Origin of the sequence: Pseudomonas silesiensis, from assembly GCF_001661075.1 — a bacterium.
Classification (GTDB): domain Bacteria; phylum Pseudomonadota; class Gammaproteobacteria; order Pseudomonadales; family Pseudomonadaceae; genus Aquipseudomonas; species Aquipseudomonas silesiensis.
Genome location: NZ_CP014870.1, coordinates 4,900,372 through 4,912,192, shown reverse-complemented (window position 1 = coordinate 4,912,192; position 11,821 = coordinate 4,900,372). Strand labels below are relative to the sequence as shown.

The 11,821-nt window shown below is 57.8% G+C and carries 13 protein-coding genes and 1 pseudogene; 10 read left to right on the top strand and 4 right to left on the bottom strand.

Annotated elements, in window-relative coordinates:
* Positions 1-18: 18 nt before the first annotated feature.
* From PMA3_RS21695 to flhB, 10 genes are all read left to right on the top strand, one after another.
* On the top strand, positions 19-387 hold the full coding sequence (locus PMA3_RS21695; protein ID WP_064679107.1) for an Hpt domain-containing protein: 369 nt from the start codon (positions 19-21) through the stop codon (positions 385-387).
* 81 nt (positions 388-468) lie between these two features.
* Positions 469-1,794, top strand: a complete 1,326-nt coding sequence (locus PMA3_RS21690) for a flagellar hook-length control protein FliK (RefSeq protein ID WP_064679106.1) — start codon at positions 469-471, stop codon at positions 1,792-1,794.
* A gap of 208 nt (positions 1,795-2,002) precedes the next feature.
* Complete coding sequence (gene fliL, locus PMA3_RS21685) at positions 2,003-2,503, top strand: flagellar basal body-associated protein FliL (protein ID WP_064679105.1); 501 nt, start codon at positions 2,003-2,005, stop codon at positions 2,501-2,503.
* A gap of 9 nt (positions 2,504-2,512) precedes the next feature.
* Positions 2,513-3,481: a flagellar motor switch protein FliM gene (fliM, locus tag PMA3_RS21680; protein ID WP_064679104.1), complete on the top strand. Its 969-nt coding sequence runs from the start codon at positions 2,513-2,515 to the stop codon at positions 3,479-3,481.
* Between the two features lie 69 nt (positions 3,482-3,550).
* Positions 3,551-4,006, top strand: coding sequence for a flagellar motor switch protein FliN (fliN, locus tag PMA3_RS21675; protein ID WP_064679103.1), 456 nt, complete (start codon positions 3,551-3,553; stop codon positions 4,004-4,006).
* A complete protein-coding gene (fliO, locus tag PMA3_RS21670) occupies positions 4,007-4,462 on the top strand; it encodes a flagellar biosynthetic protein FliO (RefSeq protein ID WP_064679102.1) in 456 nt (151 codons plus the stop codon). It abuts the gene before it with no gap.
* Positions 4,462-5,220, top strand: a complete 759-nt coding sequence (fliP, locus tag PMA3_RS21665; protein ID WP_064679101.1) for a flagellar type III secretion system pore protein FliP — start codon at positions 4,462-4,464, stop codon at positions 5,218-5,220. The genes fliO and fliP overlap by 1 nt, the downstream gene beginning before the upstream one ends.
* Positions 5,217-5,486, top strand: a complete 270-nt coding sequence (gene fliQ / locus PMA3_RS21660; RefSeq protein WP_046816911.1) for a flagellar biosynthesis protein FliQ — start codon at positions 5,217-5,219, stop codon at positions 5,484-5,486. The genes fliP and fliQ overlap by 4 nt, the downstream gene beginning before the upstream one ends.
* A 3-nt stretch (positions 5,487-5,489) precedes the next feature.
* Complete coding sequence (gene fliR / locus PMA3_RS21655; RefSeq protein WP_064679100.1) at positions 5,490-6,272, top strand: flagellar biosynthetic protein FliR; 783 nt, start codon at positions 5,490-5,492, stop codon at positions 6,270-6,272.
* A gap of 3 nt (positions 6,273-6,275) precedes the next feature.
* Positions 6,276-7,415 carry a flagellar biosynthesis protein FlhB gene (gene flhB, locus PMA3_RS21650; RefSeq protein WP_064679099.1) on the top strand — a complete coding sequence of 380 codons (1,140 nt, stop codon included), beginning with the start codon at positions 6,276-6,278 and terminating at the stop codon, positions 7,413-7,415.
* A 263-nt stretch (positions 7,416-7,678) separates the two neighbouring features.
* Here flhB and PMA3_RS21645 read toward each other — a convergent pair whose 3' ends face one another.
* From PMA3_RS21645 to PMA3_RS31040, 4 genes and pseudogenes are all read right to left on the bottom strand, one after another.
* Positions 7,679-8,041 (bottom strand): DUF6124 family protein, encoded by a 363-nt coding sequence (locus PMA3_RS21645; RefSeq protein WP_064679098.1) that lies wholly within the window; start codon positions 8,039-8,041, stop codon positions 7,679-7,681.
* A gap of 514 nt (positions 8,042-8,555) precedes the next feature.
* Positions 8,556-9,653: an RHS repeat-associated core domain-containing protein gene (locus PMA3_RS31050; RefSeq protein WP_082930392.1), complete on the bottom strand. Its 1,098-nt coding sequence runs from the start codon at positions 9,651-9,653 to the stop codon at positions 8,556-8,558.
* A gap of 211 nt (positions 9,654-9,864) precedes the next feature.
* Positions 9,865-10,179, bottom strand: a pseudogene (locus PMA3_RS31045) (transposase); the annotation flags it as partial.
* Positions 10,180-10,589: 410 nt separating this feature from the next.
* Entirely contained in the window at positions 10,590-11,693 is a 1,104-nt protein-coding gene (locus PMA3_RS31040; RefSeq protein ID WP_082930391.1) for an RHS repeat-associated core domain-containing protein, read from the bottom strand.
* Positions 11,694-11,821 lie beyond the last annotated feature (128 nt).

Here is an 11,821-nt window from a genome sequence, read left to right as displayed (position 1 = left end):
TGATCAAGGAGTGAGCAAGTGGCTGACACACATCTGGACCGCGACGTGCTGAGCGCGTTGCAAGAAGTCATGGAGGATGGGTATCCGGAGTTGCTGGAGACCTTTCTTGCCGATGCCGAAGAGCGTCTGGTTTTATTGCGCAAGGCTGACGATGCCCTGGAGCTGATGAATGCTGCCCATAGTTTCAAGGGTAGCAGCAGCAATATGGGGGCCGTTCGCCTGGCTGCGCTCTGCCATGAGCTGGAACAGCGTGCCAAGAATAAAAACCTTTCGGGCGTGGAAAAACTGGTCGGTGACATCGACGGTGAATTCGCCCTGGTCCGGCCGCTGTATGAGGCGGAATGTCGGCGTAGTTCGCCGACCAAGGCGATCGTCCCACGCTTTTAACGCCTGGTACTAAACCTGGCGCGACCTTTGCTTTCATCTCCGTCACTGTACTTACAATCCCAGTGCGGCGGAGACCGTTCCATGCCCGTAACCCCCGATATTCTTCTCCAGGCCGCCGCCCGGTCCAAGGCCAAAGCGGCTTTCGCCAATCCACCGGCGCAGGTCGCCGAGCCCGGGGGCAAGGCATCCGGCTTCGCTCATGTCTACGCCAATCAGGCTCGCAATACCCCTTCGGCGGTGAACGAAAGACCGGTCAAGCCAATGCGCGACAACGTAGCGCATGGGCCGGTCAAACAGGACGTCAGCCACGACAAGGCTGCCGCCGCGAAACCGCCCGTTGCCGATAGCGGCAAATCCTTGCCCGCTGATAAACCGGCGGCCGATGAAAAGATTGCCAGCGAAGGTGCGGATGCCGCTGACACCTCTGTCACCTCTGTCACCGAGGCGGCGGTTGACCCGACCACCGATGCTGCAGATCCCGCACTCGGTGCGCAAACTCCACCAGTGGCAGATGCCGTGCCACCCCAAGACGAGCAGCCGATTCTTGTGGCAATGACCGCCGCCGTCACCGCTGATGCCGGATTCGATCCCCAGGCCGACCCCCTCGATGCCCTGCCAGCCTTGCGCATGGCCATGGAGCAAAGCGGGCACGTTTCCGCTTCCAGCCAGGCCCAGCCACCCGCGTTGCCGACCTCGACCTCGACCAAGGCCGATGGCGAGCCGGCCGCAGCGCAAAACCTGGTCGTCGGCAAGGCGGGCATGCTTGACGTGCAGGCCGAAAAGGACAGTGCCGAAAGCGGTGACAAGGCCTTCAGCGGCCTGCTCGATGACGGTTTGAAAGACTTGAAGGCCGCCGGCAGCGATACCCGTGTCGACGATTTTGCCAGCCGTCTGGCGGCGCTGACCCAGGCGGCCACGCCGAAAACCGCTAACGCGCTGCCGGTGAACCAGCCGATCGCCATGCATCAAAGTGGCTGGAGCGAAGAAGTGGTAAACCGGGTCATGTACCTGTCCAGCGCCAACCTCAAGGCCGCCGACATCCAGTTGCAACCGGCCGAACTCGGACGCCTCGACATTCGCGTGAACATGGTTCCGGATCAGCAGACCCAGGTCACCTTCATGAGCGCGCATCCAGGTGTTCGCGAAGCGCTGGACGGGCAGATGCATCGCTTGCGCGAGATGTTTGCGCAGCAGGGCATGGGGCAGGTTGATGTCAATGTGTCCGATCAGTCTCGTGGCTGGCAGGGCCAGGGGCAGGAACAGGCCAGGCAGGGGGAAAGTGGTCGCACCGGTTCCAGCGGTGGTCGCCTTGACGCCATGGATGACGAGAGTGCGCCCACAGTCGCCGAAGTGGCAGCCAGCACGACCAGCATCATCGGCTCCAGCGCCGTCGACTATTACGCCTGACCAAACACAACCCTTCCTGTAGGAGCGAGGCTTGCCCGCGAAGAAGGGTAACGCGGTTTAAATGATAAACCGCATTGTCTGCTTCGCGGGCAAGCCTCGCTCCTACAGGAGGGCCTGCCGTCTCCCTGGCCCCATGACATTTCTGGCATAACACTTGCTCTTCCCAAGCCTGCAACCGTGAAACCCCGATTAGTGACGGATTATTGGCATGGCGAAGAGCGACGACGCAGTTAAAGACCCCGCAACCAAAGGCAAGATCAAGTTGATCATTGCGATAGCGGGCGCCCTGCTGCTGGCGATAGGCTTGTCCGGAGGGGCCACCTGGTACTTCATGCACAGCCCCCAGAGCAAGCCAGCCGCCGCACCGGAAACCGTGGTTGTCGGCAAACAGCCGGCGGTTTTCGTGCCCCTGATTCCGGCCTTCATTGCCAACTACAACCAGAACGGCCGCCAGCGCTACATGCAGGTGAGCATCACCCTGCAGGGTCGCGATCAAGCCGATCTGGACGCGCTCAAGGCGCACATGCCGGTGATCCGCAATAACCTGGTCATGCTGTTCTCCGGGCAGGACTTCGCCACGCTGGCATCCCCGGTCGGCCAGGAAATGTTGCGGCAGAAAGCCACGGCCAGCGTCCAGGAAGTGGCGCACAAGGAACTCGGCAAAGTCGTCATCGAACAATTGCTTTTCACTAATTTCGTACTGCAGTAGGAACACGACATGGCCGTGCAGGACCTGCTGTCCCAGGATGAGATCGACGCGCTGTTGCACGGTGTCGACGATGGGCTGGTACAGACCGATATCGCTGCCGAACCCGGCACTGTCAAAAGTTATGACCTGACCAGCCAGGATCGCATCGTCCGTGGACGCATGCCGACCCTGGAGATGATCAACGAACGCTTCGCCCGCTATACCCGCATCAGCATGTTCAACCTGCTGCGCCGTTCGGCGGACGTGGCCGTCGGTGGTGTGCAGGTGATGAAGTTCGGCGAATACGTGCACTCGCTGTACGTGCCGACCAGCCTCAACCTGGTCAAGATCAAACCCTTGCGCGGCACCGCGCTGTTCATCCTCGATGCCAAGCTGGTGTTCAAGCTGGTGGACAACTTTTTCGGCGGCGACGGCCGTCACGCCAAGATCGAAGGGCGTGAATTCACCCCGACCGAACTGCGCGTGGTGCGCATGGTGCTCGAGCAGGCCTTCGTCGATCTGAAGGAAGCCTGGCAGGCGATCATGGAGGTGAACTTCGAGTACATGAACTCGGAAGTGAACCCGGCCATGGCCAACATCGTCGGCCCGAGCGAGGCCGTTGTGGTGTCGACCTTCCACATCGAGCTCGATGGCGGTGGCGGCGACCTGCACGTGACCATGCCCTATTCGATGATCGAGCCGGTGCGCGAAATGCTCGACGCCGGCTTCCAGTCGGACCTCGACGATCAGGACGAGCGCTGGGTCAACGCCCTGCGCCAGGACGTGCTGGATGTCGACGTGCCGATCGGGGCCACGGTTGCCCGTCGCCAGTTGCGCCTGCGGGACATCCTGAACATGCAGCCGGGGGACATTATCCCGGTGGACATGCCGGAAGAAATGATCATGCGCGCCAATGGCGTGCCTGCGTTCAAGGTCAAGATGGGCTCGCACAAAGGCAACCTCGCGTTGCAAGTGATCGAGCCGATCGTGCGCCGTTGACCGGCGCGTTGCACATTCGCTTTTAACTGACGGCTCCCCGTTGAACGGGGTGCCCGCCGAGGACACATGATGGCTAACGATATGCACACCCAGGACGACCAGGCACTGGCTGATGAATGGGCTGCGGCCCTCGAAGAAGCCGGCGACGGGCAGGCCGACATCGACGCCTTGCTGGCCGCCGATGCCGCCAGCTCTCCGTCCAACCGCCTGGCGATGGAAGAGTTCGGCGGCGTGCCGAAAAACAACAACCCGGTCACCCTCGACGGTCCGAACCTGGATGTGATCCTCGACATTCCAGTGTCGATTTCCATGGAAGTCGGTAGTACCGAGATCAACATCCGCAACCTGCTGCAACTCAACCAGGGATCGGTGATCGAGCTCGACCGCCTGGCCGGTGAGCCGCTGGACGTGCTGGTCAACGGCACGCTCATCGCCCACGGCGAAGTGGTGGTGGTCAACGAGAAGTTCGGCATCCGCCTGACCGACGTGATCAGCCCAAGCGAACGCATCAAGAAGCTGCGCTGAGTGAAAAGGGTTCTGATGGCTTTACCAGGGTTGGCGCTGGCCTTGCCGTTCAGCGTGCTGGCCGCCGAGCCGGTGGCGACTGTCGCCGCGGCGGCGGCACCGGCGGTCAGCAGCGGAGTGGCCGGGCAATTGACCCAGCTGGTGTTCGGTTTGCTGCTGGTGCTGGGCTTGATCTTTTTCCTCGCCTGGCTGCTGCGTCGGGTGCAGCAGGCCGGGCCGGCCGGCAAGGGGCAGGTGATCGAGCTGATCGGTTCCCGCGCGCTTGGTCCGCGCGACCGGCTGATGCTGGTGCAGGTCGGCAACGAGCAGATTCTGCTTGGCCTCAGCCCCGGCAGCATCACCGCCTTGCATGTGCTCAAGGAGCCGGTGCAGGTGCCGAGCACCGAGAAGACCACCCCTGAATTTGCCCAGCGCCTGATGGAGCTGATGGGCAAGGATCACAAGGATAAGAAGTGATGGCTGCGTTACGCATCGTCCTGACGCTGGCCCTGATGCTGGCCGCGCCGCTGGCGTACGCCGCCGACCCGTTGTCGATCCCGGCGATCACCCTGGGCACCAATGCCGAGGGTGCCCAGGAATACTCGGTCAGCCTGCAGATCCTGCTGATCATGACCGCGCTGAGTTTCATCCCGGCGTTCGTCATGCTGATGACCAGTTTCACCCGGATCATCATCGTCTTCTCGATCCTGCGCCAGGCCCTGGGCCTGCAGCAGACCCCGTCGAACCAGATCCTCACGGGCATGGCGCTGTTCCTGACCCTGTTCATCATGGCGCCGGTGTTCGACCGGGTGAATCAGGATGCCTTGCAACCCTATCTGGCGGAAAAGCTCACGGCCCAGGATGCCGTGGCCAAGGCCCAGGTGCCGATCAAGGACTTCATGCTGGCCCAGACCCGCAGCAGCGACCTGGAGCTGTTCATGCGCCTGTCCAAGCGCACCGACATCGCCTCGCCGGACCAGGCGCCGCTGACCATCCTGGTACCGGCCTTTGTCACCTCTGAGCTGAAAACCGCGTTCCAGATCGGGTTCATGATCTTCATTCCGTTCCTGATCATCGACCTGGTCGTGGCCAGTGTGCTGATGGCCATGGGCATGATGATGCTGTCGCCGCTGATCATTTCCCTGCCGTTCAAGATCATGCTGTTCGTGCTGGTGGATGGCTGGGCGTTGATCATCGGCACCTTGGCCAGCAGCTTCGGCGGTGTGTCGCCATGACCCCGGAAGTGGCGGTCGACATCTTCCGCGAAGCGCTGTGGCTGACCACCCTGATGGTGGCCGTGCTGGTGATCCCGAGCCTGCTGGTGGGGCTGTTGGTGGCGATGTTCCAGGCCGCGACCCAGATCAACGAACAGACCCTGAGCTTCCTGCCGCGCCTGCTGGTGATGCTGGTGACGCTGATCGTCGCCGGCCCGTGGCTGGTGCAGACTTTCATGGAATACATCCTGCAGTTGTACGGCAGTATTCCCCAGGTCATCGGCTAGACCATGTCGCTGTTGCAGCTGACCGACACCCAGATCAGCACCTGGGTCGCGACCTTCATGTTGCCGCTGTTTCGCGTGGGGGCGTTGCTGATGGTGATGCCGATCGTGGGCACGACCCTGGTGCCCGTGCGTGTGCGCCTATACTTCGCGCTGGCCATCACCGTGGTGATCGTCCCGGGCCTGCCGCCGATGCCGCCGGTCAACGCGCTGGACTTGAGCGGGCTGCTGTTGATCGCCGAGCAGATTCTCATCGGCGCGGTGCTGGGGTTCGCCTTGCAGCTGTTCTTCCAGGCCTTCGTGATCGCCGGGCAGATCGTTTCCATTCAGATGGGCATGGGCTTCGCCTCGATGGTCGACCCCACCAACGGCGTTTCGGTGGCGGTGATCGGGCAATTCTTCACCATGCTGGTCACGCTGTTGTTCCTGTCCATGAACGGCCACCTGGTGGTGTTCGAAATCCTCACTGAGAGCTTCACCACCTTGCCGGTCGGCAGCGGGTTGGTGGTCAATCATTTCTGGGAGCTGGCCGGCAAGCTCGGCTGGGTCCTGGGCGCTGCGCTGCTGCTGGTGCTGCCGGCGATCACCGCGTTGCTGGTGGTCAACATCGCGTTTGGCGTGATGACCCGGGCCGCCCCGCAGCTGAACATCTTCTCCATCGGTTTCCCCCTGACCCTGGTGCTCGGGCTGTTCATCGTCTGGGTCGGGCTGGCGGACATCATCAACCAGTATCAACCGCTGGCTTCCGAAGCCTTGCAGTGGTTACGCGAACTGGCACGGGCGCGCTGAGTCATGGCAGAGAGCGAAAGCGGTCAGGACAAGACAGAAGACCCCACGGAGAAAAAGAAAAAGGACGCCCGGGAGAAGGGCGAGATTGCCCGTTCCAAGGAACTCAACACCCTGGCGATCATGCTCGCCGGTGCCAGCGCGCTGCTGATCTTCGGCGGCGCATTGGCTCAGGAGTTGATGGAGCTGATGCGGATGAACTTCTCGCTGTCACGGGAAGTGGTGCTGGACCAGCGTGCCATGGGCACCTACCTGCTGCACTCCGGGCTGATTGCCTTGCTGGCGATCCAGCCGGTGATGATCACCTTGCTGCTGGCGGCATTGATCGGCCCGATTTCCCTGGGCGGCTGGTTATTCTCCGCCGGCACCATGGCCCCCAAGTTCAGCCGCATGAACCCCGGTGCGGGCCTCAAGCGCATGTTCTCGTCCAAGGCCGTGGTGGAACTGCTCAAGGCCCTGGCCAAGTTTTTCATCATCCTGTTCGTGGCGCTGGCCGTGTTGTCCTCGGACATCGACGACCTGCAGCGCATCGCCCATGAACCGCTGGACATGGCCATCATCCACAGCCTGCAAGTGGTCGGCTGGAGCACGCTGTGGATGGCCTGCGGCCTGATCATCATCGCCGCGGTGGACGTTCCGGTGCAGCTGTGGGAAAGCGCCAAGAAACTGAAGATGACCAAGCAGGAAATTCGCGACGAACACAAGGATCAGGAAGGGCGGCCAGAAGTTAAACAACGGATTCGCCAACTGCAGCGCGAGATGTCCCAGCGGCGGATGATGGCCGCCATTCCGGACGCCGACGTGGTCATCACCAACCCGACCCACTACGCCGTGGCGCTCAAATACGACCCGGACAAGGGCGGGGCACCGATGCTGGTGGCCAAGGGCAGCGACTTCCTGGCGTTGAAGATGCGCGAGATTGCCGTGGCCAACGAAGTGATGCTGCTCGAATCCCCGGCGCTGGCGCGGTCGATCTACTACTCCACCGAACTGGAGCAGGAGATCCCGGGCGGACTCTATCTAGCCGTTGCCCAAGTCTTGGCCTACGTCTACCAGATCCGCCAGCACCGCGCAGGCAAGGGCAAGCGCCCGGATCCGCTCAAGGATGACCTCCCGATTCCGCCGGATCTGCGCCGCGATTCCTGACAAGTCCAACCCAGTCAGCCAATCCACACACAAAACCTGTGGGAGCGGGCTTGCTCGCGAAGAGGCAATCCCAGCCAACAAAGATCTCAACTGACACACCGCTTTCGCGAGCAGCCTCACTCCCACATCAGCCAACACACAAAACCTGTGGGAGCGGGCTTGCCCGCGAAGAGGCCATCCCAGCCGATAAAGATCTAGATTGGCACATCGCCTTCGCAAGCAGGCTCGCTCCCACATGAGTTATGCCTTACTTGAATCCTTAACTAGCCCTGCGGATCAATGTTATCCAGCGCTCGATTCACCGCCAGTTCTCCCAGCATGATGACCTGCTGAATCGCCAACATCGTATTGCGCTGCGACCCCTCCAGACCTCCCGCGAAATCACTGGCCAACACACTGGCCGACGCCAGGGATTCACAGGCATGGGCCAACAGGCTCTCGGTATCGATGCCGGGTGCAACGACGAACATCGTGCTGGGCTTTCGCGCGATGGCGTTTATTTGGGCGCAACGGTTGATGTACTCGTCGAGGGCGCGGTCGGCGGCTTCTTGGAGTTTTTGCGGTTTGATTGAGGTGTCTGGGGAAACGTCTTCGGCTTCCGGCGGGTTGGGCGTTACTTTGAACATAGATGGAACTCCATATGTATTGGAAGAGCCATCACCTTCGCTACCAAACGAAAGGTGGCGGCCGTACGCAGGTTGGTAGACCGGCCCACATGGAAAAACCGGCGTGCCCGAGGGCACCCTGCGCACAGCCACCATGAAAGCAAGTGCCGATAAAGCACTTGGACAAGGTGACGCTGTGCGCCATGTGTGAGCGGCGGGCTACCAAACCCGATCACTGTTTTCAGCGACCACGAAACGATAGAGCCCGACCCTCAGGCGCACAAGCCGGCGGATTCTGAAGCAGTCGTAGGCTGCGGCGCAAGCTTGTGTAGGCTCTGTAAGTGTCTGGAGATGTCGATTAAACATCGGTGTTTAAAGTCAAAAAGGTCGCCGCCTTTGGCCGTTCCTACAGGATGTCGCAGTACCTGTGGAGCTGCCGAAGGCTGCGATCTTTTGATCTTGAAGCGGCTGGCCGGCTCTGGCATTGAAAAATCTTCGCATAAACCTGTTCTTCACGTTTGGAAAACACAAAATTCTAAAACGGAGCCTCAAAAGCTCGAGGACGTACTTTATTTGCGGAAGGGGTGGAGCCAAATTGTCTGATGATCACGGATCTAAATATGTGGGGCTTGGCTATGAACTCCATTGTCATATGGTTCAAGTTTCTTTGGTCGAATGCATAAGGATTAAATTCGTAGTCTTTTCCAGGTGTCATGCCTCGGAAGTTCTGTATGTGAACTTCTACGATATGTTCTTTGCCAAATCTCGTTTGCTCCGTCCTTGTGCTCTTCCAGTGAGCAGCTTCCGCGTATTCGTCTGCTACGCTCTTGTCTGGGGTGAGGAAAAAACCAGGACGTTCTCCTACTTTTGAGTGGTTTGGTAAAACACCTTTTTTTAATAGTCCTGTGGCGCCTTCTATCGAAGTTCCATGATAGCCAAGGAAGTCTGGTTCAACGGGTGACGAAATCATTGGGCCGGGATCTGACAGCCGTCGGTGTCTTACGGGAAAAGGCCGATTGCCGAAACGGGTGCGATACAATCTACTCAATGGGTCGGATACTGGAGAAAATAGAGATTTCACTAATGAAATGAATGAGCCTGCATGACCCGAAGTGTCAGAGAAATTGATCGGATCGTTTAAGCAGTACGCATATGAGTTTAATCCGCCTTTGTCAAACGGACTCAAACTGTCCGGACTGTTAAACCGCATCAAAACGGGATTAAACGCACGATATCCGTTCCCCAATAAATAACATCCCGTCACCGGATCCGGCCGTTCACCGTTAAAGCCAAGCAGGCTAAGCAACCCGTTTTCTACGGTACGGTGTCCATAGGGCGAATAGGCGATGGGCTGCGGTGGATGATCGGCCTTGAGCGCCTGCAGCACCGAACGCTGCTGATCGGTGGCCAGTAGCGTTGCATCGGATACATTCCCCTCACTTCGCTGTTGCGCCAACAGCTGATCACCATGCTGGAGGATCGAATAACGCATCGCCCCCTGTATCTCGGTAGCCAGCCTGCTTTTGCAGTAAAAGCGCTGGCGCTCGGAGATATCTGGCAGGGCGTGGCTGGTCAGTCGATCGAGGGAGTCGTAGTGGTATTGGCAGAGTACGGTTTCGCGGGGCGCTGTCATGGCGGGTTGCTCCGAAGGTCCGAAGTACGGGAGCTCAGTATTGGCGGTTTGGCAAGGGTCGGGTACTAGCAGAACTGATAGGTACGCTGGGTTTGTGCGCTGGATTTGCTGGTCAGTAACTCACTTTCTGAGATATGCGGTGTCATGGTAGGCGTCATCGCGGGCAAGCTCGGCTCCCACAGGATTGAGAAAATAAATCTTTCCCCTTTTCCCTGTAACGGCTCTCCCATAGCGTGCCGGAACGTCCTTCCAGCTTATTTCGATAGCGAGTCATGCGAGCGGCGAGGGCTTTCATCAATTGTCCCAGGCTTGATGCAGCGTCACCAGGTGCAAGCAAAAGGTGAACATGATTGGTCATCAGGCAATAGGCATAAATGCGTACACCAAAAGCCTGCTTCAGCTCGCGCAGGTCCGAGAGGTAATACTCAAAATCAGCTGCGTCAGCGAAAACAACCTGCCGATTGTGGCCTCGCTGTACGACATGGTGGGGGTAGTTGGGCAGTACAACGCGTCCTATGCTGGGCATGCTGTTTCCTACGTCCTTGCAGTGATACGGATAGCTTAGCGGGAGCGAAATACACCGTTCTTGTTTGTTGTTAATAAATTTTTCGATTTCGTAGCTGAGAAATAAATCTGTCCCCTTTTTCGTCCGAGACGTTAAGTGGTCCATTCGGCCTCGCCGGGTCGTGCTGAGTGATTGTTAATATCAAAATGGGGCCTCATTAGCCCTCGGCATTACTGGTTTGAATTTACCCCTAATTACATCTACACGAATTGATGGGTATGTGTGCACGTTAGTGAAAAGTGAAAAGGGGACAGATTTATTTAGCGGTTCCGGTCCCCTTTTTCCCTTTTTCCCTTTTTCCCTTTTTTCGGTCCCCTTTTTCCGAGACCGGCAAATGGGTATTCCATTTTTTCTATTTTTGTGATTGATTTTTACAAAAAAAGATTTCTAAGGCTGTCAAAACGATCTAGAAGTTGACTCTCATTAGGAGCTCGAATAGCGTCTATTTTTGCTATGTAATCGTTGGCAATGTTCACTGCAGGCGCGAAATTGTTGTTCCGATGTAGCAGGCTTTCTGGGAAACGGTATTCCCTTGTAAAGTTATCCAGATCTTTGAATTGTCCGGTATAGCCAATATTTTGCACTAGGTATTCACGAGCGGGGGAAACATTGTTGATGGCTGTTTTCAGTTTGGATGGGTATGCGTTATTTTTGAAGAAAAGATTTATTCGTTCTTGGTGTGAGTTTATTGTGTATATGGCGTTATTTTGCAAGTTAAGATTGCGGGTAGGTGAGTGGAGGAACTTGTTTTTATAAGCTTCTTTGTATGCTATGTTTTGCAGTTCTTTGTAATGGTCTAGTGTTTTTGTTATGTTTAACATTTCATCCCTGGCTCTCATTGCCTGTAAGGTTGAAACGCCGGGGCGTATTTTTACCAGTGCTCCGCCGTTGTAGATGTTTGTCTTTCTTGTTATGAACGCCTGTGCCAATTTTAAGAATGAAAATTGACCATTTGGATCACTTCTGTTTATCGGATCTCCCAGACAATAAGCATAAGGATTTAACCCCCCCTTTTCGAACGGGCTCAAGCTATCCGGACTGGTAAATCGCATGAGCACGGGATTGAAGGTCCGACGGCCATTCCCCAATAAATAACACCCGGTCACCGGATCTGGCCGTTCGCCGTTAAAGCCAAGCAGACTGAGTAACCCGTTTTCTAAGGGGCGGTGGCCATAGGGCGAATAAGCGATAATCTGTCGAGGATGATTGGCCTTGAACGCCTGCAACACCGAACGCTGCTGATCGGTGGCTAGCAACGTGGTCCCGGCCGCATCACCCTCACTTCGCTGTTGCGCCAGCAACTGCTCGCCATGCTGGACGATTGAATAGCGCATCGCCCCCTGTATTTCGGTCGCCAGCCTGCTTTTGCAGTAAAAGCGCTGGCGCTCGAGGGTATCTGTCAATGCATGACTGATTAGTCGATCAAGAGGGTCGTAGTGGTATTGGCAAAGCACGGTTTCGCGCGGCGATGTCATGGAGGGGGGGCTCCGAAGGTCCGAAGTGCGGGAGCTCAGTATTGGCGGTTTGGCTAGGGTTGGGTACTAGCAGAACTGATAGGTTCGGAAGAGAAAAGGGGGAAAAGGGGGAAAAGGGGACGAGAAAA

Excerpts from the sequence above, each read along its gene's own strand:
- fliN (WP_064679103.1), top strand. The coding sequence starts at position 3,551 with ATGGCTAACGATATGCACACCCAGGACGACCAGGCACTGGCTGATGAA.
- fliQ (WP_046816911.1), top strand. The coding sequence starts at position 5,217 with ATGACCCCGGAAGTGGCGGTCGACATCTTCCGCGAAGCGCTGTGGCTG.
- PMA3_RS21690 (WP_064679106.1), top strand. The coding sequence starts at position 469 with ATGCCCGTAACCCCCGATATTCTTCTCCAGGCCGCCGCCCGGTCCAAG.
- flhB (WP_064679099.1), top strand. The coding sequence starts at position 6,276 with ATGGCAGAGAGCGAAAGCGGTCAGGACAAGACAGAAGACCCCACGGAG.
- PMA3_RS31040 (WP_082930391.1), bottom strand. The coding sequence starts at position 11,693 with ATGACATCGCCGCGCGAAACCGTGCTTTGCCAATACCACTACGACCCT.
- fliR (WP_064679100.1), top strand. The coding sequence starts at position 5,490 with ATGTCGCTGTTGCAGCTGACCGACACCCAGATCAGCACCTGGGTCGCG.
- fliL (WP_064679105.1), top strand. The coding sequence starts at position 2,003 with ATGGCGAAGAGCGACGACGCAGTTAAAGACCCCGCAACCAAAGGCAAG.
- fliP (WP_064679101.1), top strand. The coding sequence starts at position 4,462 with ATGGCTGCGTTACGCATCGTCCTGACGCTGGCCCTGATGCTGGCCGCG.
- PMA3_RS21645 (WP_064679098.1), bottom strand. The coding sequence starts at position 8,041 with ATGTTCAAAGTAACGCCCAACCCGCCGGAAGCCGAAGACGTTTCCCCA.
- PMA3_RS31050 (WP_082930392.1), bottom strand. The coding sequence starts at position 9,653 with ATGACAGCGCCCCGCGAAACCGTACTCTGCCAATACCACTACGACTCC.
- fliM (WP_064679104.1), top strand. The coding sequence starts at position 2,513 with ATGGCCGTGCAGGACCTGCTGTCCCAGGATGAGATCGACGCGCTGTTG.